Source organism: Streptomyces sp. NPDC056347 (assembly GCF_042262625.1).
Lineage (GTDB): Bacteria > Actinomycetota > Actinomycetes > Streptomycetales > Streptomycetaceae > Streptomyces.
On sequence record NZ_JBHJQP010000080.1, the window covers coordinates 9,700 to 33,419 of the forward strand.

General features: G+C 72.2%; 8 protein-coding genes. 2 read left to right on the forward strand and 6 right to left on the reverse strand.

Going from position 1 to position 23,720, the window contains the following annotated elements:
• Window positions 1-116 precede the first annotated feature (116 nt).
• The 6 genes from ACFCV8_RS19710 to ACFCV8_RS19735 all read right to left on the reverse strand — a co-directional run bounded on the left by ACFCV8_RS19710 (window position 117) and on the right by ACFCV8_RS19735 (window position 22,700).
• Complete coding sequence (locus tag ACFCV8_RS19710; RefSeq protein WP_376686654.1) at window positions 117-7,199, reverse strand: amino acid adenylation domain-containing protein; 7,083 nt, start codon at window positions 7,197-7,199, stop codon at window positions 117-119.
• Entirely contained in the window at window positions 7,196-18,547 is an 11,352-nt protein-coding gene (locus tag ACFCV8_RS19715; RefSeq protein WP_376686655.1) for an amino acid adenylation domain-containing protein, read from the reverse strand. The genes ACFCV8_RS19710 and ACFCV8_RS19715 overlap by 4 nt, the downstream gene beginning before the upstream one ends.
• 127 nt (window positions 18,548-18,674) lie before the next feature.
• Window positions 18,675-19,943 carry a glutamate synthase-related protein gene (locus ACFCV8_RS19720; protein ID WP_376686656.1) on the reverse strand — a complete coding sequence of 423 codons (1,269 nt, stop codon included), beginning with the start codon at window positions 19,941-19,943 and terminating at the stop codon, window positions 18,675-18,677.
• On the reverse strand, window positions 19,940-20,956 hold the full coding sequence (locus tag ACFCV8_RS19725) for an asparagine synthetase A (protein ID WP_376686657.1): 1,017 nt from the start codon (window positions 20,954-20,956) through the stop codon (window positions 19,940-19,942). Before ACFCV8_RS19725 ends, ACFCV8_RS19720 begins: the two co-directional genes overlap by 4 nt.
• Window positions 20,953-22,350, reverse strand: coding sequence for a methylaspartate mutase (locus ACFCV8_RS19730; protein ID WP_376686661.1), 1,398 nt, complete (start codon window positions 22,348-22,350; stop codon window positions 20,953-20,955). Before ACFCV8_RS19730 ends, ACFCV8_RS19725 begins: the two co-directional genes overlap by 4 nt.
• Window positions 22,351-22,352: 2 nt before the next feature.
• Window positions 22,353-22,700 (reverse strand): cobalamin B12-binding domain-containing protein, encoded by a 348-nt coding sequence (locus tag ACFCV8_RS19735; RefSeq protein WP_376686658.1) that lies wholly within the window; start codon window positions 22,698-22,700, stop codon window positions 22,353-22,355.
• A 359-nt stretch (window positions 22,701-23,059) separates the two neighbouring features.
• On the opposite strand from ACFCV8_RS19735, the gene ACFCV8_RS19740 reads away from it, so the two are divergent.
• Entirely contained in the window at window positions 23,060-23,341 is a 282-nt protein-coding gene (locus ACFCV8_RS19740) for a hypothetical protein (RefSeq protein WP_376686659.1), read from the forward strand.
• A 141-nt stretch (window positions 23,342-23,482) separates the two neighbouring features.
• Window positions 23,483-23,695, forward strand: coding sequence for an MbtH family protein (locus ACFCV8_RS19745; RefSeq protein ID WP_376686660.1), 213 nt, complete (start codon window positions 23,483-23,485; stop codon window positions 23,693-23,695).
• Window positions 23,696-23,720 lie beyond the last annotated feature (25 nt).

The window sequence follows — 23,720 nt, forward strand, 5'->3', positions numbered from 1 at the left end:
GCCCGGCGACGGAAGCGGCAGCACGCGGGCAATTCGGCGGTGCCGGGCGGTGCCGGGCACGCGAAGGTGCCCGGACCCGCCGTGGTCGGCGGATCCGGGCACCTGGTGGGGGTGGGTCAGTGGCGTGCCCCCCGCAGTTCCTCGGCCAGGATCTTCCCTATCTCGCGCAGCGGTTCGGCCGTGGTCATGTCCCAGTGCTCGCAGTCGATGTCGTACTCCTCGATCCGGCCCCGGACATGGGGTGCCCAGGCTTCGGCCCCGCTGCTCGCGGCGGGGGTGCGGGCGGCGTTGAAGAACACCGCGTCGCCGCCGAACCGGCGCTCGGGGACGTACCGGTAGCGCATCTCCAGGTTGCCGGCCGTCGCGGTGACGACCGCCGCGGCCTGCTCGGGTTCCAGCGCGCCCAGGACGGTGTCCTCGGCACGCAGGACGTCGGCCAGCTCCCGGGCGTCGGGGGCGGTGTCGGCGCACCGTACGTCGAGTTCGGCGCCGCGTCCGCCGAGCAGCGCGGTCAGCACCTCCCGGCCGGTGATGACGGGTGGCCGGAATCCGTTGGGCAGCGGGTAGGAGTCGAGCAGGGCCAGTACGGCCACTTCCTCGCCCTGCTCCTCGAGCCGGGCGGCGATGGCCTGCGCGACCAGTCCGCCGAAGGACCAGCCGAGCAGGTGGTACGGGCCGTGTGCCTGCACCGAACGGATCTGGGCCGCATAGCTTTCGGCCATCTCCTCGATGCCCGCGGGCCGGTCCGCGGGGTGGGTCAGCTCACGGGCCTGGAGGCCGTAGAGCGGCCGCCCGCCGATGTGCCGGAGCAGTCCGGCGTACGACCAGCTCATCCCGGAGACGGCGTGGACGCAGAACAGCGGGGCCTCGGTGGTGTCGGCGGAGGCGGCCCGGATCGGGAGCAGTGTCTCCATCGGGTCGCCGCCGGAGTTCGTGGCGATGTGTTCGGCGAGCAGGACGGGGGTCGGGCACTGGAACAGGTCGCGGATGGTGACCCGGGTGTCCCAGATGGAGCGGATGCGGCCGATCAGCCGGGTGGCGAGCAGGGAGTGGCCGCCGAGCTGGAAGAAGTGGTCGTCGATGGTGACCGCGCCGAGGCCCAGGACCTCCGCGAAGAGGCCGCACAGCACTTCCTCGGCGGGGGTGCGCGGGGCCCGGCCGCCGCCCGTGTCGGCCCGGGCCGGCTCGGGCAGGGCGCGCCGGTCGAGCTTCCCGTTGACGGTCAGCGGCAGCGCGTCGAGCGGGACGATGGTGGCCGGGACCATGTATTCGGGCAGGGCGGCCACCGCGTGGCGGCGCAGCTCGGCGAGGTCCGGCTCGCTTCCCTCGGTGGGCACCACGTACGCCACCAGCCGTTTGTCGCCGGGCCGGTCCTCCCGGATCAGCACCGCCACCTGGGCGAGGGAGGGGTGCCGCAGCAGCGCCGATTCGATCTCACCCGGCTCGATGCGGAAGCCCCGCAGCTTGATCTGCTGGTCGGCCCGGCCGAAATACTCCAGTGCCCCGTCCTGGCTCCAGCGGGCGAGGTCGCCGGTGCGGTACATCCGTGAGCCGGGTGCCCCGTGCGGGTCGGCGACGAACCGTTCGGCGCTGAGAGCGGGCTGTCCGATGTAGCCGTGGGCGAGGCCGTGGCCGGCGACGTAGAGCTCGCCGGGGACACCGGGCGGCAGCATCCGGAGGTTCTCGTCCAGGACGTAGGCGTGCTTGCCGGTGATGGGGCGGCCGATCGGGATGGCGGGGGCGGGTCCGGTGAGGGTGTGGGTGGTGGTGAAGCCCATGCTCTCGGCGGGGCCGTAGCCGTTGATGAGGTGGAGGTGGGGGTGGTCGGCGAGGGCGCGGGCGGTGTGGGCGGGTGAGGCGGCCTCGCCCGCGGTCATGGCCTCCTTGATCCGGGAGAAGACCGCCGGGTGCTCGTCGAGCATGTGGTTGAAGAGGCTCGCGGACATCTGGAGGGTGGTGATGCCGTGCTGTTCGACGAGTTCGGCGATCTGGTGCGGGTCGGTGTGCTGGCCGGGCTGGAGGACGCAGACGCCGCCGTGCAGCAGGGGTCCGAAGACCTCCAGGGCGAAGGCGTCCCAGGACACCGGGGAGCTCTGCAGATAGGTCTGCCCGGGGCCGAAGTCCAGGTAGTCGGGGCCGATGAACGTGGCGGCGAGCGCCCGGTGCGAGGCGGCGACTCCCTTGGGCAGCCCGGTGGAGCCGGAGGTGAACATGACGCACGCGATGGACTCGGGGTGCCCGCCGGTCTCCACGGGGGTCCCGGGCAGGGCGCTGATCGCGGGGATCTCCTCGGTGAGGTCGATCAGGGTGGCCGGGGTCGACAGGGGGGTGAGGTGGGCCTGGGTGACGAAGGCCGCCGGGCGGGTCTGGCCGAGCACGGTGTTCAGCCGCTCGGCCGGGAACTGCGGGTCGAGCAGGGTGTATCCGGCCCCGGCCTTCAGCGCGGCGAGCAGGGTGGCGATGAGCTGCGGGGAGCGCTCGACGTGGATGGCGACGATGCTGCCGGGGGTGACCCCGCGCGCGGTGAGGTGGCGGGCCAGCCGGTTCGACCAGACGTCCAGCTCCTGGTAGGTGACCCGCTGTTCCTCGTGGACCAGCGCGACGGACTGCGGGGTGCGCACGGCCTGTGCCGTGAAGAGCGCGTCGAGTCCGAGCGCGGGGGCCGGAGCCTGGGCACCGCTCCACTCCCGCAGCCTGGCCCGCTCCTGCCCGGAGACGGTCTCGAGGGCGCCGACGGGCAGATCGGGGGTGGCGACGGCCCCGGTGAGGAGCCGGACCAGCCGGTCCGCGGCGGCGGTGACGGTGCGTGCGTCGTAGAGGTCGGTGGTGTACTCGATCATGATGTCGAGGCCGTCGGGGCGGCCGTCCTCGGTGCGGTTCTCGGCGAACGCGAAGGTCAGGTCGAACTTGGCGACGGCGACCGGCGGGATGGCGAACTCGCTGTCCAGTCCGCCGAGCCGGGGGGCGTCGGTGCTGGTGTCTCCGACGGTGAGCATGACCTGGAAGAGGGGGTGGCGGGCGGTGGTGCGCTCGGGGTTGAGCGCTTCGACGAGCCGGTCGAAGGGGAGGTCCTGGTGGGCCCAGGCGGCGAGGTCGGTCTCGCGGACCCGGGTGAGCAGTTCACGGAAGGTGGGGTCGCCGCTGGTGTCGGTGCGCAGGACGAGGGTGTTGACGAAGAAGCCGACGAGGTCGTCGAGCTTCTGGTCGGTGCGTCCGGCGACGGGTGAGCCGAGCGGGATGTCGTGCCCGGCGCCGGAGCGGGACAGCAGGGTCGCCACCGCGGCCTGCGCCACCATGAACAGGGTGGTGCCGGTCTCCTGGGCCAGTTCCGTCAGAGCGGTGTGCAGTTCGGCGGTGCAGCGCACGGCGTGGGTGCGGCCCTTGTTGGAGGCGACGGCCGGGCGGGCGTGATCGGTGGGGAGGGTGGCCTCCTCGGGCAGGTCGGCGAGGACCTCGCGCCAGTGGTCGAGCTGCCGTTCCTCGGTGTCCTCCAAGAGGCGTTGCTGCCAGAGGGAGTAGTCGGCGTACTGGACCGGCAGCGGCTCCCACGCGGGGGCGTTGCCCTCGGTGCGGGCCTCGTAGGCGGTGGCCAGGTCGCGGAAGAGCGGGCCGTTGGACCAGCCGTCGGAGGCGATGTGGTGGATGACGAGTGCGAGTACGTGGTCCTCGGGGCCGATCTCCAGCAGCTGGGCCCGCAGCGGCGGTTCGGCCGCCAGGTCGAAGGTCCGGCCGGCCAGGGCGGCCAGCCGCCCGGTGAGGTCGTCCTCGGTGGTGTGGATCAGGGGGAGGGCGAGTTCGGCCGGGGGCAGGATGTGCTGGTGCGGGGTCCCTTCGTGGGTGGGGAAGACGGTGCGCAATCCCTCGTGACGGGTCGTGAGGTCGCTGAGCGCGAGGCGCAGCGCCTCACGGTCCAGACGGCCCCGGAGCCGCAGGGCGAGGGGGATGTTGTACGTGGCGGACGGGCCCTCCATCTGGTCCAGGAACCAGAGCCGCTGCTGCGCCGAGGAGAGCGGCACCCGCTCCGGACGCTCCTCGGGCATCAGCGTGGGGCGCCGGTCCTCGCTGCCCTCGGCGGCGATCCGTTCGGCGAGCTGGGCGACGGTGGCGTACTGGAACAGGTCCCGGATGGTGATCTCGGTCCGCCACACCGCCCGGATGCGGCTGATGAGCCGGGTGGCGAGCAGGGAGTGACCGCCGCGCCGGAAGAAGTGGTCGTCGATGGTGACGGAGGGGAGTCCGAGCACGGCCGCGAAGAGGCCGCAGAGGACTTCCTCGGCGGGGGTGCGCGGGGCCCGGCCGCCGGTGTCGGCGGTGTGCTGCGGGGCGGGCAGGGCGCGCCGGTCGACCTTGCCGTTGGTGGTGAGCGGGATCGCGTCGAGGACCATGAAGGCGGACGGCACCATGTACTCGGGCAGCGCACCGGCGATCTCGCGGTGCACCTCCTCGGTGTCGATGCTCGCGCCGTCGGCGGCGACCAGGTACGCGGCGAGCCGCTTGTCGCCGGGCCGGTCCTCGCGGACCATGACGGTGGCCTGGCCGACGCCCGGGTGGGCGGCCAGCGCGCTCTCGATCTCCCCGAGTTCGATCCGGAAGCCGCGCAGCTTCACCTGCTGGTCGGCCCGGCCCAGGTACTCCAGGGAGCCCGTGGCGTTCCAGCGGACCAGGTCCCCGGTCCGGTACATCCGGGTCCCGGCGGTGCCGTACGGGTCGGCGACGAAGCGTTCGGCGGTCAGCGAGGCGCGGTTGAGGTAGCCCTGGGCGAGTCCGGTTCCGGCGATGTACAGCTCGCCGGGGGCGCCGGGCGGGACGAGCCGCAGCGCGTCGTCCAGGACGTACAACCGGTGGTTGTCCAGAGCTTCACCGATCGGGATCGCACCCGTGTAGTCGAGCGGGCGGTGGATGCGGTGGGTGGTGGCGAAGGTGGTGGTCTCGGTGGGGCCGTAGCCGTTGACGACGGTGATGTCGGGGCAGTGGTCCATGACCCGGCGGGCGGCCTCCGGCGGGACGACGTCGCCGCCGGCCCACACCTCACGCACCCCGGCGAACGCTCCGGGCGCCTCCTCGGCCATGACCCGGAAGAGCCCCGCGGTCATCCAGAGCGCGGTGATCCGGTGCTCGGAGAGCAGCCGCTGGTAGTCGGCGGGGGCGAGGTGGCCGCGCGGGGCGACGACGACGGTGCGGCCGTTCAGCCAGGGCACCCAGATCTCGTACGTCGACGCGTCGAAGGCGGCCGGGGAGTGGAAGAGCACCCGGGTGTGGTTGTCGTTGGCGTACATGGTCTGCGCGGCCAGGTCCGCGACGTTGCGGTGGGTGACCGCGACGCCCTTCGGGACGCCCGTCGAGCCCGAGGTGAACATCGCGTACACCGGCTGGTCGGGGTGGATGGTGTGGTCCGGGGCGGTGGCGGGCAGCCGGTCGAGGCCGATGTCCTCGCCCAGGACGATGACCTGTGCGTCCGCGTCGAGGACGACCTGGTGGTCGGCGAGGGCCCGGTCGGTGAGGAGGACCGGCGCCCGGGTGTCGGCGAGGATCTGGACGAGCCGGCTGTCGGGGTCGGTGGTGTTCAGCGGGGCGTAGACGGCCCCGGCCTTCACCACGGCGAGCAGTGCGGTGAGCAGGTCGGTGGAGCGTTCCATCAGGACGGCGACGACGTCGTGGCGCCGGACGCCGGTGTTGACGAGGTGGTGGGCCAGCCGGTTGGTGACGTCGTCGAGTTCGGCATAGGTCAGGTCGTGGTCCTCGTCGACCAGGGCGATGGCGTCCGGGGTGCGGGCGGCCTGCGCGGAGAACAGCTCCGCGAGGCTGAGGTCCGGGCTGCCGGTGTCGGCGCCGCCGCGCTCCTCCAGGAGCAGCCGCCGCTCGTGCTCGCCGAGCAGGTCGAGAACGGACAGCGGCGTGTCGGGCGAGGTGACCACGGCTTCCAGCAGCCGGTTCAGCCGTGCCATGAGGGCGTCGATGGTCCGGGCGTCGTAGAGGTCGGTGGCGTACTCGATGGTGATGTCCAGGCCGTCCGGCCGTCCGTCGCGGGTGCGGTGCTCCGCGAAGCCGAACGTGAGGTCGAACTTGGCGATCTGGAGGGCGCTGTATTCGGTACGGGCGTCGAGCCCCGGGAATCCGATGACGTCCGACCCGGCCTCGCCCATGGTGAGCATCACCTGGAAGAGCGGGTGCCGGGAGGCGGAGCGCTCGGGGTTCAGCACCTCCACCAGCCGGTCGAACGGCAGGTCCTGGTTGTCCCAGGCCGCCAGGTCGGTCCTGCGGACCCGGGAGAGCAGGTCGCGGAAGCTCGGGTCGCCGGTCAGGTCGGTGCGCAGGACGAGGGTGTTGACGAAGAAGCCGACGAGCCCGTCGAGCGCTTCGTCGATGCGCCCGGAGACCGGGGAGCCGATGGGGATGTCGGGGCCCGCGCCGGACCGGGCCAGGGTGGTCGCCACGGCGGCCTGGACCGCCATGAACAGGGTGGCGCCGGATTCCCGGGCGAGGTGGGTCAGTCCGATGTGGAGTTCGGCGGGCAGCCGGACGTCGCAGGTCGCGCCGGTGTACGAGGCGGAGGCGGGGCGGGGCCGGTCGGCCGGCAGGGTGGCCTCCTCGGGCAGCCCGTCCAGGGCCTGCCGCCAGAACTCCAGCTGGCGCACTCCGGCGCTCTCCGGGTCGTCGCCCTCGCCGAGGAGTTCCTGCTGCCAGAGGGTGTAGTCGGCGTACTGGACCGGCAGCGGCTCCCACGCCGGGGCGGCGCCCCGGGCGCGCGCCTCGTAGGCGGTCGCGAGGTCCTGGAGCAGGGGGGCGGTCGAGCCGCCGTCGGACACGATGTGGTGCATGACGACGAGCAGGACGTGCTCCCGCTCGCCGAGGGCGATCAGACGGGCCCGGACGGGGAGGTCCTGGGCCAGGTGGAAGATCTGGGCGGACTCCTCGGCGAGGACGGCCTGGAGGGTCGCGGCGTCGGCCCGGACGACCGGCAGCGGGAGTTCCACGTCCTCCTCGGCGAGGATGTGCTGGTACGGGGTGCCGTCCTGGTCCGGGAAGAGGGTGCGCAGGCTCTCGTGTCTGGCGACGACGTCGAGGAGCGCCGCGTGGAGTGCCGGGCGGTCGAGGTCACCGTTCAGCCGGACCGCGAGCGGGATGTTGTAGGTGGTGGACGGCCCTTCCATCTGCGCGATGAACCAGAGCCGCTGCTGGGCGAAGGACAAGGGAATCACTTGGTCACTCCCATCCGGCGCATCGGCCGAAGTTTGGGCCGTGCGGCCGCGGCGCCGTCGAGCTTCTCGACGAGCGTGGCCACGATCGGGTTTTCGAAGAGGGTCGCGACGGAGAGTTCGGCTCCGAGCGCGGTGCGGATCCGGCCGACGAGCCGGGTGGCGAGGAGCGAGTGCCCGCCGAGGTTGAAGAAGTGGTCGTCGATGGTGACCGAGGGCAGTCCGAGGATTTCCGCGAAGAGGCCGCAGAGGACTTCTTCCTTGGCGTTGCGCGGCGCGCGCCCGGTGGGTTCGTTGTCGAACTGCGGGGCGGGCAAGGCGCGTCGGTCGACCTTGCCGTTGACGGTGAGGGGGATCTCGTCGAGGACCACGAAGGCGGACGGGACCATGTAGTCGGGCAGCAGCCCGGACATCTGCCGCTGTAGGTCACCGGTTTCGGCCGTGGTGCCTTCCTCCGCGGTGAGGTAGGCGACGAGGCGTTTGTCGCCGGGGCGGTCCTCGCGGACGGCCACGGTGGCCTGGCCGACGCCCGCCAGGCCGGCGAGGACGGTCTCGATCTCGCCGAGCTCGATCCGGAAACCGCGCAGCTTCACCTGCTGGTCGGCCCGGCCCAGGTACTCCAGCGAACCCATCGCGTTCCAGCGGACCAGGTCCCCGGTCCGGTACATCCGGGTCCCCGCCGGACCGTACGGGTCGGCCACGAAACGGTCCGCCGTCATGCCCGGCCGGTCCAGATAACCCTGCGCCAGCCCGGCACCCGCGATGTACAGCTCGCCCGGGGTGCCGGGTGGGACGAGCCGCAGCCCCTCGTCCAGTACGTACAACCGGTGGTTGTCCAGCGCCTCACCGATCGGAAGGGCCCCCGTGTCCTCGAGCGGGCGGCGGATGCGGTGGGTGGTGGCGAAGGTGGTGGTCTCGGTGGGTCCGTAACCGTTCACGACCGTGATGTCGGGGCAGTGGTCCATGACCCGGCGTACCGCCTCCGGCGGGACGACGTCGCCACCGGCCCACACCTCGCGCACCCCGGCGAACGCCTCCGGGACCTCCTCCGCCATGAGCCGGAAGAGGCCGGCCGTCAGCCAGAGCGAGCTGATCCGGTGCTGGGTCAGCAGCCGCACGTAGTCGGCCGGGGCGAGGTGTCCGGCGGGGGCGACGACCAGCGTGCCGCCGTTGAGCCAGGGCACCCACATCTCGTACGTGGAGGCGTCGAACGCCATCGCCGAGTGGAACAGCACCCGGGCGTGGTTCCCGCTCGCGTACATCGTCTGCGCGGCCAGGTCCGCCACATTGCGGTGGGTGACCGCCACACCCTTCGGGACCCCCGTGGACCCCGAAGTGAACATCGCGTACACCGGCTGGTCCGGATGGACCGGCACGCCCGGGTCGGAGGTGGCGGAGGGAGTTCCGGTCACCGGGCCGAGCACCCGCACGCCCTCCGGCACGGCCGTCGAGCCCGGGTCGCGGTCGGTCACCAGGTGCGTGACACCCGACTGCCCCACGATCAGTTCGACGCGCTCCGCCGGATAACGGGTGTCCAACGGGACGTACACCGCACCCGCCTTCACCACGGCCAACGTCGTGACCACCGCGGCCACCGACCGCTCCTGGAACAACGCGACCCGACTGCCCGGCCGCACCCCCTCCGCGATCAGCCGATGTGCCGCACCGTTGGCCAGCACGTCCAGCTCACGGTAGGAGAGCTCACGCCCCTCCCCCACCACGGCCACCGCGTCCGGCGTCCGCGCCACCTGCGCCGCGAACAACGCGCCCAGACCCGCGTCCGGACTCCCGGTCGCCTCACCGGCCCACTTCTCCAGCAGCAGCTCACGCTCACCGGACGACAGCAGCTCCAGCTCACCCACCGGCACATCCGGCGTCTCCACCGCAGTGGTCAGCAACCGCACCAGCCGCTCACCGGCCGACTCCACCGAACGGGCGTCGAACAGGTCCGTCGCGTACTCGATCGTGATGTCCAGCCCGCCCGGCCCACCGTCCGAACCGCGGTGCTCCGCGAAGCCGAAGGTGAGGTCGAACTTGGCGATCTCCACCTTCGAGAACGCGTACGCCGTTTCCAGGCCGGGGAGTTCGGGGGCGTCGGCGGACATGTCTCCGACGGTGAGCATGACCTGGAAGAGGGGGTGGCGGGCGGTGGTGCGTTCGGGGTTGAGGACCTCGACGAGCCGGTCGAAGGGGAGGTCCTGGTGGCTCCAGGCGGCGAGGTCCGTCTCGCGGACCCGGGTGAGCAGTTCGCGGAAGGTGGGGTCGCCGCTGGTGTCGGTGCGCAGGACAAGGGTGTTGACGAAGAAGCCGACGAGATCGTCCAGCGCGGGATCGGTGCGGCCCGCGACGGGCGAGCCGAGCGGGATGTCGTGGCCGGCGCCGGAGCGGGACAGCAGGGTCGACACCGCGGCCTGCGCCACCATGAACAGGGTCGTCCCGGTGTCCTGGGCCAGTGTGCCGAGCGCCTCGTGCAGCTCGGGCGGGCAGTGCACGGTGTGCGTGGTGCCCCGGTTGGAGGCGGTGGCCGGCCGGGGCCGGTCGGCCGGGAGCGTGGCCTCGTCCGGCAGGTCGGCCAGCGCGGAGCGCCAGTAGTCGAGTTGGCGTCCCTCGTCGTCGCCCAGGAGGCGTTGCTGCCAGAGGGAGTAGTCGGCGTACTGGACCGGCAGCGGCTCCCACGCGGGGGCGGCGCCTTCGGTGCGGGCCTCGTAGGCGGTGGCCAGGTCGCGGAAGAGCGGGCCGTTGGACCAGCCGTCGGAAGCGATGTGGTGGATGACGACCAGCAGGATGTGTTCCCGCTCGCCGAGCGCGAGCAGGTGGGCCCGGACCGGCCGCTGGACGGACAGGTCGAAGGTGGCCGCCGACAGTTCCGCCAGTCGCGCGGTGGCCTCTTCCTCGGTGGTCTCGATCAGGGGGAGGGCGAGTTCGGCCGGGGGCAGGACGTGCTGGTGCGGGGTCCCTTCGTGGGTGGGGAAGACGGTGCGCAGTCCCTCGTGACGGGTCGTGAGGTCGGTCAGCGCGAGGCGCAGCGCCTCACGGTCCAGACGGCCGCTGAGCCGCAGGGCGAGGGGGATGTTGTACGTGGCGGACGGGCCCTCCATCTGGTCCAGGAACCAGAGCCGCTGCTGCGCCGAGGAGAGCGGCACTTGCTCCGGACGCTCCTCGGGCATCAGCGCGGGGCGGGGCAGTTCGCCGCTGCTCGCGGTGACGCACTCGGAGAGCGCGAGCACCGTGGGGTTGCGGAACAGGTCCTTCACGCCGAGCTGGACGCCGAACGCGCGCCGGATGCGGCTGATCAGGCGGGTGCCGAGCACCGAGTGGCCGCCCCGGTGGAAGAAGTGGTCGTCGATGGTGACCGAGGGGAGCCCGAGCACGGCGGCGAAGAGGCCGCACAGCACTTCTTCCTGCGGGGTGCGCGGGGCACGCCCATTGGTGGTGTGGGCGGTCTGCGGGGCGGGCAGGGCGCGCCGGTCGACCTTGCCGTTGGTGGTGAGGGGGATCGCGTCGAGGACCATGAAGGCGGACGGGACCATGTATTCGGGCAGGGCGTCGGAGACGTGGCCGCGCAGTTCGGCGACATCGGCGCGGGCTCCGTCGGCGGCGACCAGGTAGGCGACGAGGCGTTTGTCGCCGGGGCGGTCCTCGCGGACGACCACGGTGGCCTGGGCGACGCCCGGGTGGGCGGCCAGCGCGCTCTCGATCTCCCCGAGTTCGATCCGGAAACCGCGCAGCTTCACCTGCTGGTCGGCCCGGCCCAAGTACTCCAGCGAACCGTCGGGGCTCCAGCGGACCAGGTCCCCGGTCCGGTACATCCGGGTCCCCGCCGGACCGTAGGGGTCGGCCACGAAGCGGTCCGCCGTCATGCCGGGCCTGCCGAGGTAGCCGCGGGCGAGTCCGGCTCCGGCGATGTACAGCTCGCCCGGGGTGCCGGGCGGGACGAGCCGCAGTCCCTCGTCCAGAACGTACAACCGGTGGTTGTCCAGCGGTTCACCGATCGGGATCGCGCCCGCGTAGTCGAGCGGGCGGTGGATACGGTGCGTCGCGGCGAACGTGGTGGTCTCCGTGGGACCGTACCCATTGACCACGGTGATCTCCGGGCAGCACTCCATCACCCGGCGCACCGCCTCCGGCGGCACGACATCGCCACCGGCCCACACCTCACGCACCCCGGCGAACGCCTCCGGGACCTCTTCGGCCATCACCCGGAACAGGCCGGCCGTCAGCCAGAGCGAGCTGATGCGGTGCCCGGTCAGGAGGCCGCCCAGGGTGCCGGGTTCGAGGTAGCCGGGCGGGGCCACCACGACCGTTCCTCCATTGAGCAGCGGCACCCAGATCTCGTGCGTCGCGGCGTCGAAGGTGTGCGGCGAGTGGAAGAGCACCCGGGTGTGGTTGCCGTTGGCATACATGGTCTGCGCGGCCAGGTCCGCCACGTTGCGGTGGGTGACCGCGACGCCCTTCGGGACGCCCGTCGAGCCCGAGGTGAACATCACGTACAGCCACTGGTCGGGGTGGGACCGGCGGTCCGGCGGGGTGGCCGGGAGGTCGGCGGATCCGGTGGTTCCGTCGAGCACCACGGCCTGGGCGGCGCTCCGGGCGACGATCGGGTGATCGGCCAGTGCCGGGTCGGTGAGCAGCACCGTCGCCCCGGTCTCGGCGAGGATGTGGAGCAGGCGGCTGTCGGGGTCCGCGGTGTTGAGCGGGGCGTAGACGCCGCCGGCCTTCACCACCGCGAGGAGGCCGACGAGCAGCTCCGCCGAGCGTTCCATCAGTACGGCGACGACGCTCTCCGGCCGGACGCCGAGCCCCATGAGCCGATGGGCCAGCCGGTTGGCGTCGGCGTCCAGCTCGGCGTAGGTCAGCTCCCGGTCGCCGTCGACCAGGGCGACGGCCTCGGGTGTGCGGGCCGCCTGGGCGGCGAAGCGTTCCGCGAGCCCGTCCTCGAGGGAGCCGGTCACCGTGCCGTTCCAGCCCTCCAGGAGCTGTCGGCGTTCGTCGGATCCGAGGAACTCGAGCTCGGCGACGGGGACTTCGGGCCGGGCGACTGCGTCGCCGAGCAGCCGGACCAGTCGGGCGGCGACCGCTTCGACGGTCGGGGCGTCGTACAGATCGGTGGCGTACTCGATCCTGATGTCCAGTCCGCCGGGGCGGCCGTCCGGGGTGCGGTGCTCGTGGAAGGAGAAGGTCAGGTCGAACTTGGAGATCTCCAGCGTCGTGAAGCCCGATTCGGCCGTGATGCCCGGGAGTTCGAGGCCGGGAGTGAGTGCCTCCTGAAGGGTGAGCACCACTTGGAAGAGGGGGTGGCGGGCGGTGGAGCGCTCCGGGTTGAGGTCTTCGACGAGCCGGTCGAAGGGGAGGTCCTGGTGGGCCCAGGCGGCGAGGTCGGCGTCGCGGACCCGGTCCAGGAGTTCACGGAAGCCGGGGTCGCCGGACAGGTCGGTGCGCAGCACCAGGGTGTTGACGAAGAAGCCGACCAGATCGTCCAGCGCCTGCTCCGAGCGGCCCGCGATGGGGGCGCCGAGCGGGATGTCGTGCCCGGCACCGGAGCGGGACAGTGCGGTGGCGACGGCGGCCTGCGCGACCATGAACATCGTGGTGCCGGTCTCCCGGGCCAGCCGGGTCAGCGCCTCGTGCAGGTCCGCGGGAACGTGGATGCCGTGGGTGCTGCCGCGGTAGGTGGCGACCGCCGGACGCGGCCGGTCGGCCGGCAGGGTGGCCTCGTCGGGCAGCCCCCGCAGTGCGGTGCGCCAGAACTCCGCCTGCCGTTCCCCGTCGGCGGCGAGCACGTCGCGCTGCCAGAGGGTGTAGTCGGCGTACTGGACCGGCAGCGGCTCCCACCCGGGGGCCTCGCCCGTGGCGCGGGCCGTGTAGGCGGCGCCGAGGTCCCGCAGCAGCGGTGCGGTGGACCAGCCGTCGGAGGCGATGTGGTGCATCACGACGAGCAGGACGTGCTCCTGCTCACCGAGGGCGAACAGCGTCGCCCGGATGGGCAGTTCGTTCTCGAGGTCGAAGCTGCGGGCGGCCTGTTCGCCGAGGTCGGCGGCGAGGTCCGCCTCGGCGGTGAGGACGACGGGCAGCTCCACCCGGACGTCGGCGGCGGGAAGCTGCCACTGGTGCGCGGTGTCGTCCGCCGTCCCGAAGAGGGTGCGCAGCGACTCGTGCCGTACGACCAGGTCGGTGAGGGCGAGTTGCAGGGCCCCGTGGTCGAGCGCGCCCGTGAGGCGCAGGGCGAGGGGAATGTTGTACGTCGCCGAGGGCCCCTCCAGGTGGTGCAGGAACCAGAGGCGCTGCTGGGCCGAGGAGAGCGGCACCCGCTCGGGCCGCTCCGCCTCGCGCAGCGCCGGTCGGCGTACGGTGTCGCCGCCCGTTTCGACGCATGCGGCGAGGGAGGCGACCGTCGGTCCCTGGAAGAGGTCGCGGACGGTGATCTGGACACCGAAGGTCTGCCGGATGCGGCTGATGAGGCGGGTGGCGAGCAGGGAGTGGCCGCCGAGGTCGAAGAAGTGGTCGTCGATGGTGGCGGAGGGCAGCCCCAGGACCTCGGCGAAGAGGCCGCAGAGGACCTCCTCGGCCGGTCCCCGGGGTGCGCGCCCGGTGGGCTCGTTGTCGAACTCCGGGGCGGGCAGGGCGCGTCGGTCGACCTTGCCGTTGACGGTGAGGGGGATCGCGTCGAGGACCACGAAGGCGGACGGGACCATGTACTCGGGCAGGGTGCCGGTGATCTCGCGGCGCACCTCCCCGGTGTCGATTCCGGTGTCCTCGGCGGCGACCAGGTAGGCGACGAGGCGTTTGTCGCCGGGGCGGTCCTCGCGGACGGCCACGGTGGCCTGGGCGACGCCCGGGTGGGCGGCCAGCGCGGTCTCGATCTCGCCGAGTTCGATCCGAAAGCCGCGCAGCTTCACCTGCTGGTCGGCCCGGCCCAAGTACTCCAGGGAGCCAGCGGCGTTCCAGCGGACCAGGTCCCCGGTCCGGTACATCCGGCTCCCCGCCGGACCGTACGGGTCGGCCACGAAACGGTCCGCCGTCATGCCCGGCCGGTCCAGATACCCCTGCGCCAGCCCGGCACCCGCGATGTACAGCTCACCCGGGGTGCCGGGCGGGACGAGCCGCAGCCCCTCGTCCAGTGCGTACAACCGGTGGTTGTCCAGCGGTTCACCGATCGGGATCGCGCCCGCGTAGTCGAGCGGGCGGTGGATACGGTGCGTCGCGGCGAACGTGGTGGTCTCCGTGGGACCGTACCCATTGACCACGGTGATCTCTGGGCAGCACTCCATCACCCGGCGTACCGCCTCCGGCGGCACGACATCGCCGCCGGCCCACACCTCACGCACCCCGGCGAACGCCTCGGGGGCCTCCTCGGCGATGACCCGGAAGAGGCCGGCCGTCAGCCACAGTGCGGTGATGCCGTGAGCGGCGATCAGTTCCTCGTACGCCGCGGCGTCGAGGTGTCCGGCGGGGGCGACGACCAGGGTGCCGCCGTTGAGCCAGGGCACCCACATCTCGTACGTGGAGGCGTCGAACGCCATCGCCGAGTGGAACAGCACCCGGGCGTGGTTCCCGCTCGCGTACATCGTCTGCGCGGCCAGGTCCGCCACATTCCGGTGGGTGACCGCCACACCCTTCGGGACCCCCGTGGAGCCCGAGGTGAACATCGCGTACACCGGCTGGTCCGGATGGACCGGCACGCCCGGGTCCGAGGTCGCCACCGCCTCGCCCGCCACCGGGCCGAGCACCCGCACACCCTCCGGCACCGCCGCCGAGCCCGGGTCGCGGTCGGTCACCAGATGCGTGACACCCGACTGCCCCACGATCAGCTCGACACGCTCCGCCGGATAACGGGTGTCCAACGGCACATACACCGCACCCGCCTTCACCACGGCCAACGTCGTGACCACCGCGGCCACCGACCGCTCCTGGAACAACGCGACCCGACTGCCCGGCCGCACCCCCTCCGCGATCAACCGGTACGCCGCACCGTTCGCCAGCACGTCCAGCTCACGGTAGGAGAGCTCACGCCCCTCCCCCACCACCGCCACCGCGTCCGGCGTCCGCGCCACCTGCGCCGCGAACAACACGCCCAGACCCGCGTCCACAGCGCTGTTCTCCGCACCGGCCCACTCCTCCAGCAGCAGCTCACGCTCACCGGAAGACAGCAGCTCCAGCTCGCCCACCGGCACATCCGGCGTCTCCACCGCGGCGGTCAGCAACCGCACCAGCCGCTCACCGGCCGACTCCACCGAACGGGCGTCGAACAGGTCCGTCGCGTACTCGATCGTGATGTCCAGCCCGCCCGGCCCACCGTCCGAACCGCGGTGCTCCGCGAAGGAGAACGTGAGGTCGAACTTGGCGAACCGCAGCCAGGCGAACTCCGATTCGGTGTCCAGGTCCTCGGCGAGAAGCGTCGGGGTGGCGGCGTCGGTCAGGGTCAGCATGACCTGGAAGAGCGGGTGCCGGGCAGTGGTGCGCTCCGGGTTCAGCGCCTCGACGAGCCGGTCGAACGGCAGGTCCTGGTGGCTCCAGGCGGCCAGGTCGGTCTCCCGGACCCGGTCCAGGAGTTCACGGAAGGTGGGGTCGTCGGACAGGTCTGTGCGCAGCACCAGGGTGTTGACGAAGAAGCCGACGAGATCGTCCAGCGCCTGGTCCGTGCGGCCCGCGATGGGTGAGCCGAGCGGGATGTCGTGCCCGGCGCCGGAGCGGGACAGCAGGGTCGACACCGCGGCCTGCGCCACCATGAAGACCGAGGCGCCCGACTCGCGGGCGAGCTCCGCGAGCGCGGCGTGGGTCTCCTCGGTGAGGTGCACGGTGTGGGTGGCGCCGCGGTAGGAGGCGACGGCCGGGCGGGGCCGGTCGGCGGGGAGGGTGACCTCGTCCGGGAGTCCGGCCAGCGCACCGCGCCAGTAGTCGAGTTGACCGGCGGCGACGCTGTCGGGGTCGGCGGGGTCGCCGAGCACGGCGCGGTGCCAGAGGGCGTAGTCGGCGTACTGGGCGGGCAGCGGCTCCCAGGCGGGGCGCTCGCCGCGGGAGCGGGTCGCGTACGCGGTGCTCAGGTCGCGCATGAGCGGCTGGTAGGACCAGCCGTCGGAGACGATGTGGTGCATGACGACCAGGAGCACGGCATCCTGCTCGCCGAGGGTGAACAGCCGGGCCCGGAAGGGGAGATCGGAGGCCAGGTCGAAGATCCGCTCGGACTCGGCGGTCAGCAGCTCGCCGACGGTCTCCTCGGTGGCGGGGGTGACCGGCACCTCCACCCGGACGCCGTCGGCCGGCAGGATGCGCTGGTACGTCCGGCCTTCCGCCTGCCCGAACACGGTGCGCAGGCTCTCGTGGCGCCCCGCGACATCGGTGAACGCCGCTTCCAGGGCCGCGACGTCGAGGGGACCGCGCACCCGTACGGCGAGCGGGATGTTGTATGTCGCGGAGGGGCCCTCCAGCTGGTCGAGGAACCAGAGCCGCTGCTGGGCCGCGGAGAGCGGCAGCGGCTCCGGGCGCTCCTGGGCGGTGAGGGCGGGGCGGGCCGATTCACCGCCGCCGGTGGCGACGTACTCGGCGAGCAGGGCGACGGTCGGGTACTCGAAGAACTGCCGCAGGGTGAGCTGGACGTCCAGGACCGTGCGGACCCGGCTGACCAGCCGGGTCGCGAGCAGCGAGTGGCCGCCGAGGGTGAAGAAGTCGTCGTCGATGCCGATCGAAGGCAGGCCGAGGGAGTGGGCGAACAGGCCGCAGAGGACTTCCTCGACGGGATTGCGCGGCGCCCGGCCGCCGGGGGCGGCCCCGGCCCGGGGGGCGGGCAGGGCACGCCGGTCGAGCTTGCCGTTCGGGGTCAGCGGCAGGGTGCCCATCGGGACGACGGCCGAGGGCACCATGTACTCGACGAGGTGCTCGGCCGCGTGCCGCAGGAGTTCGGCGCCGTCCAGGACGCCTTCCTCGGCGGGTACGGCGTAGGCGACCAGGCGCTTGTCGCCGGGCCGGTCCTCGCGGACGATGACCGCGGCCTGGCCGACGGAGGGGTGGCGGGCGAGCACGGTCTCGATCTCGCCGAGCTCGATGCGGTTGCCGCGCAGTTTGACCTGCTGGTCGGCGCGGCCCAGGAAGACGATCTCGCCGTGCTCGTTCCAGGCGGCGAGGTCTCCGGTGCGGTACATCCGGGTGCCGGCCGGGCCGTAGGGGTCGGCGGTGAAGCGTTCGGCGGTCAGGGCCGGGAGGCGGCCGTAGCCCTGGGCGAGGTGCGGGCCCGCGACGTAGAGTTCGCCGGTCTCGCCGGGGGCGGTGTGGCGCAGTTCGGCGTCGAGGACGTACATGGCCGTGTTGGCCATGGGGATGCCGAGGTGCAGCCGGTCGAGGGTGCGGACCTCGGGGGTGAAGCTCTGATAGCTGCAGAAGACGGTGGCCTCGGTGGGGCCGTAGACGTGCACGAACGTGGTGTCCGGGCAGTGGTCCATGGCGCGTTGCAGAGCGGTGGCGGACAGCACGTCGCCGCCGGTCCAGATCTCGCGCAGCTGCCCCAGACCGTCGATCGCCTCGCTGGCCATGGCGTCGAAGAGGGCGGTCGTGAAATAGGCGGCGGTCGCCCGGTAGCGGGTGACGGCCTCGGCCAGCTCACCGATGTCGATCTTGCGGGCGGGGAGTACGACGGCGAGTCCGCCGCGCAGCAGCGGCACCCACAGTTCGTAGGTGGAGGAGTCGAAGGGCAGCGGGGAGTAGGCGAGGACCCGTTCGTGGGCGGTGGTGCCGAAGCCCGGGTCCAGGGCCAGTTCGACGACGTTGCGGTGGGTGTTCACCACGCCCTTGGGGGTGCCGCTGGAGCCGGAGGTGAACATCATGTAGAGCGGGTGGTCGGGGTGGACCGGGATGTCGGGTGCGGTGGGGGCCGTGCCGGCGGTGGCCGTCGTGTCGTCGAGGCGCAGGGCGGGCAGGCCGGCCGCGAAGCCGGTCTCCTCGGCCGGGCGGTCGGTGACCAGGAGGGCGGCGCCGGTGTTGTCGAGGATCCAGCCGAGGCGCTCCTCGGTCTGGCGGTGGTCGAGGGGGACGTACACGCCGCCGCTCTTCAGCACGGCGAGGACGGTGATGACGTAGGCGAAGGAGCGGTCGAAGAGCAGACCGACCGCGTCGCCCGGCCGGACGCCCTCGGCGACGAGCCGGTGTGCCAGGGCGTTGGCCGCGCCGTCCAGCTCCCGGTAGGTGAGGCTGTGGTCCTCGCGGACGAGGGCGACGGCCTCGGGGGTACGGGCCGCCTGTGCGGCGAACAGTACGTGCAGAGCGCCCTCGGGGAGGTTCTCGGCCGTGTCGTTGTAGGCGGCGACGTGCTCGGGGACGTCGGCGCCGCGGGAGAGAGCCGGATCGGTTTGCGGCTGGAACATCTCGACACCTTCTCGGTAGCTCGGATCTCGTGGTCTCGCGGCGTGCCGGGAGACCGACGGAGCCACGGTGGATGACGTGCGGTTGGTGCGAAGCTGAGTGAGGAGCGGTGGAAGAGCGGGGCCGGGATCAGCCGGTGCGAACGGCCGTCGTGGCGTCCGCCGGCAGGAGGATGTCCTCGGCGTCCAGGGCGCCGACGTCGTACTTGCCGACGGCGCTGATCAGGAGCCGCAGCTCCAGGGCGATGCTCTCGGCCAGGCGGACCAGGCCGGATTCGGCGTCCTCGTCCACGGCGAGCAGCGCGGCCCGGCCGAGGCCGACGGCGCGGGCGCCGAGCGCCAGGGCCTTGACGGCCCGGCTTCCTTCCCAGATCCGTCCGCTGGCGAGCAGGCAGTGTTCGGTGCGGCCGATGCGGGTGAGGCATTCGCCGAGCGGGAGGCCGACCTGGGCGAGGAAGGCGGTCGGCGCCCAGGCGGTGCCGCCCTCCGCGCCGTCCACGGTGACGGAGTCCGCCCCGGCCTCCCAGGCGGTGGCCGCGGCCCGTGCCACGTCGCGGCCGGGGTGCAGCTTCACCCACACCCTGGCGCGGGGGAAGTTGTTCCGCATCAGCCGGATCTGCTGGCGCAGGATCTCCTCGGTGAAGGTTCCGGGGCTGCTGACCCGCAGCACCGACGCGCTGTCGTCCCCGAACACCGTGTCCATGGCGTACTGTCCGGCGACCCGGTCGCCCGCGTCGCGGTCCAGGACGGTGAGGCCGCCGAGGCCGGGCTTGGCGCCCTGCCCGACCTTCAGTTCGAAGGCGAGGCGGCCGGTGGCCAGCAGTTGTTCGGACACCGGGTCGCTGTAGACGAGGTTCCACACCTCGGCGTCCGCGTCCTCGGTGGACTGCTGGACCACCACCCCGCCGTGCTCGTCGTCGGCGGCGGCCGTGTAGGCGGCGATCCGGCCGATCAGCGGGGAGGCCGCGGCGTCGGCGGCGGAGCGGAAGCCGTTGACCGGCACCACGTTCTCCCCGATGACCATCGGGATGCCGAGCTGCCCGGCCTGGCGTCCGGCCGCCTCGCCCAGGTCGTGGCTGGCGACCTGGGTCGAGCCGAACGCGGAGACGTAGAGCGGCAGCCGGGAGGCGAACCCGCCGATGCGGGTGGCCAGTTCGACGTCGGTGTACAGCGGTTCGCGGGCCAGGTCGATGAGTTTCGCCAGCCGCTGGGGCATGAACACCGGGGGTACGATCCTGGCGCGTTCCAGCAGGTCGTACGGGTCGTGCCCGGCAGGGGCCGCGCCCAGCATGCCGGAGCCGTAGGTCTTCAGCTCGGGGAAGGCGCCCGCCTCGCCGGCTCTGGCCCGGTGGCGCACCTGCGCCTCGGGGAAGCCTTCGGCGCTCAGTGTCCCGGTCATGCCGACACCACGCCGGGGAGCTTCGGGTAGGCGCTGGCCTCCCAGGCGGCGGTGCGGCCGGTGACGTAGCGGGTGAAGCGCTCCAGGCCGATGCCGAAGCCGGAGCTGGCGGGGATGCCGCGGCGGGCCAGGTCGAGGTACCAGCCGTACTTGGCGGGGTTCTCGCCGGTCTCCCGCATCCGGGTCACCAGGGCCGCGTAGTCGTGCTCGCGCTCGCTGCCGCTGGCCAGCTCGCCGTAGCCCTCGGGGGCGATCAGGTCGAAGTTGCGCAGGACGCCGGGGCGTTCGGAGTCCTCCTGGTCGTAGAAGCCGCGCGAGCCCTTGGGGTAGTCGACGACGAAGAAGGGGCGGCTGGACTTGGCGGAGAGGATCTCCTCGCCCTCCCAGTCGATCTCGGCGGCCGGGTCCTGCGGGTGGCCGAGCGCCACCAGGTCCGCGGTGGCCTCGCGGTGCGTGGTGCGGCCGAACGCGCCCTCGACGACCTCGCGGAAGGCGTCCGCGTCCCGGCCGAGGAGCTCAAGATCCTGCGGCATCTCGCGGACGACCTCCGCGACGACGTGGGAGACCAGCCGTTCGGCCAGCTCCATGGCGTCCTCGCGGCGGGCGTCGCGGATCTCCACGTCGATCTGGTGGAACTCGGCGAGGTGGCGGTGGGTGACGGCCGTCTCCAGCGGCTCCAGCCGCACGTTGGGAGCGATGTAGAAGATCTTGTCGAAGGCCAGCAGCGAGGCCTGCTTGTAGAGGATCGCGCTGGTCATCAGCTTGTACTTGTGGCCGTAGAAGTCGACGTCCACCTGCTTGGAGCCCCGGATGCCCGGGTCGGTGACCGGCCCGATGACCGGGGGCAGCAGCTCCTGGAAGCCCTGCCCGGTCAGGAAGGCGCGGGTCGCGGCGAGCATGCGGCTCTGCACGCGCAGCGTGGCACGGGTCGATTCGGCCAGCAGGTGCTGGTCGGGCGAGTCGGGGAACGGGGGCACGGCACGGTCCTGGGACACGGCGGTCGGGCTGGTCATGGTGCTACCTCCTGGGTGTGCTGCCGATGGGCCGCCGGGCGACGGGCCGCCGTGGGCAACGTGGGGCGGGGAGCGGTCTGGGGGACGGTGCGGTCGTGGCGGCGCTGTACGAACGACAGGGCGTCGAACAGTCCGGCCGCGGTGAGCCGCCGCCCGCGGTCACGGACGGGCCCGAGGGGCATCGCCCCGATCTCGGACCAGGTCAGGCGGCCGGATCCGTCGATGTGGCTGCGGGTGCGGCCCGCGTTGTCGGGGTGCAGGCAGTAGGGAACGTCGAGGTATCCGCGGGCGAAGGCCTTGAGCAGGGCCTGGCCCAGGTCGTCGTCCAGGTTCAGCACCGCGTCCACCAGGGCGCGGGCCTCGGCGTACACGGCGTTGTCCGCCGGGTCGCTGCCGGGGGCCGGTACGGCCGGGTGCCCGGCGGTCCGGGCGCGGTGCCGGGCGGCGGCCCGCGCCGCGACCCGCAGGGCTTCGACGTTCTCCGCGACGGTGGGGATGCGGTGCGCCTCGGCGGCGGTCTTCACGATCAGCCGGGCCGCTCCGGTCTCCACGGCCAGTTCGGCCGAACGCTCCAGGAGTTCCAGGGAACCGGTGCGGGTCTGCGGGTACAGGCCCATGTAGGTGTAGAGGACGATGTGCCATTCGGTGTCCGGCAGGAATTCGCCGGCCAGCCGGTGCAGGGCCCCCATCGCCTCGCGGTCCTGGGCGGCGTTGGTCTGCTGGGCGTAGCTGAGCGAGATGCTGCGCAGCCCCGCCCGGTGGAAGAAGAGCGCCTCCAGCGCGCTGATCGCGACGAGGAGTCCGGGCGGGCAGAGCTGGCCGAGCATGCAGCCGCCGAAGGTCTCCAGGTGGGGTTCCGCCCCGGTGCCGCGCAGCCCGGCCAGGAAGTCGCAGCTCTCCTGCCAGTTGCGTACGGAGTCCAGGAGCGGGGTGCGCCCGTAGGGCAGGCAGTAGGAGACCGGGCCGCCCTCGGTGGCGTCCAGGCCGAGTCTGGCCAGTGCGGTCACGATGCGCTGGGGGCGGGCCGAGCCGTGCCGGATCTGCACCGGGAACCCGGCGTCCTCGACGCCGTCGAGGACCCATCGGGAGGTCTGCGGGCTGTAGTGGGTGAGGGGGAAGCCGTTGAGCGGTACGCCGCCGCTCAGCGCGCGGGCCGCCGAGGGTTCGTCGTTGACCCGGGTGTAGCTGTCGATCGTCATGGTGCCGACGACCCCGTCGGTGGCGTTCTTGGTGGCGAGCAGACCGGCCCGCATCAGCGCGGGGTCGGAGAAACCCATCCGGGGCTGCACCACGAGCGTTCCGCGGGCCTGCGCCTCGGCGACGAAGCGGCCGAAGGAGTGCGGGCGCCGGTGCACGGTGGCACGGGCGGACGCCGGCGTCTGCTGGACCAGCACGGTCACCGTTCCACCTCCTTGGGGAGGGAGTCGACGTACGACTCGAAGGCGGCGATGTCGACACCGTCCTGGAAGACCGCGTCGAACCCGGCCCGCATGAGGGCGTCGGCCTCTTCCTCCCCGTTCCCGGCCACGCCGAGCTTGCCGCCGATGACCGTGGGCAGGCCGGTGAGTTCCCAGCGCGACCGGATGGCCCCGATCAGCGGCTCGGCGTCGTGGAAACCGTGCCCGTTGACACTGCTGACGACCAGCAGGTCGGGCTGGAACTTGCAGCAGGACTCCACGATCTCGTCCTCGGGGACGCAGGAACCCAGATTGACGACCTTGTGCCCGAGGTCTTCGAGCAGCAATTGGATGTAGATGAGATTCCAGGTGTGCGCATCGGATTGGAGTCCGGTGACAACAACGTCCAGCGGCCCGGATCGATGACGAGCCGCCCATTCCGCAGGCTTCATTGTTCGCTTCGTCCACATCATTGGATGACAGGGGAGAAAGAGTTCCGGAACGGGTCCGGAATTTCCTTTCGGCCACCACCGTAGATTCGCCGCACAGGTGTTTCCGGCGTCACCGGCGGCAACTGGGCGGCAGCAGAGGAGCAGTTGGCCGACAGCCCGGTGCCGGGGTGTCGGCGGAACGTGAAACTGGCCGCACTGCACCCGCAGAATCCAGCGCGCGGCACACCGCCGGCGAAAGACCGAGGAGTCATGACATGACGGATTCCGGCCACAGCGTCCCCGCGGCGGACGTGCTCGCCGACGTCCTGGCGGAGGTACGGGAACGGGTCGACCGGCGCGAAGCGCTCGGGGAGGCCCAGGTCGCGGTGCTCGAAGCCGCGGTGAACATCGTCCGGGCGGGCCAGCTCGGGTTCGAGGTGATGCCGGTGGAGCGTTCGGAGCTGGTGCGCGAGGCACTGGGCGCGGTGCGCGCGGCGACCGTGGCGACCGGGGTGGCGCTCACCCACACCCACCGCCGGGCCCACGCGCTCACCTGACCACGCGCCCGGTCGTGCCGCCGTACTGCCTGTGCTTCTGCCCGGCGGCCCGTTCGGCACCTTCTAGCATTTCATGCAGCCGAAAAGCTCACAGGCACCTGACGACATCACGTTCATATTCGCCCAACCGAGGTGGAAATCATGGCAACCAACCCGTTCGAGGACTCCCAGGGCCGCTATGTTGTGCTGGTCAACGAAGAGGGTCAGTATTCGCTGTGGCCGGCCCGGATTCAGCAGCCGTCGGGCTGGGAGCTGGTGAAGGAAGAGGCCGGCAAGCAGGAGTGCGGCGAATTCATCGAGGCCAACTGGACCGATATGCGACCGCGTTCGGTGGTCGCGGCGATGGGTGGCTGAGCCCAGGAGCCGTGCCGTCCGGAGG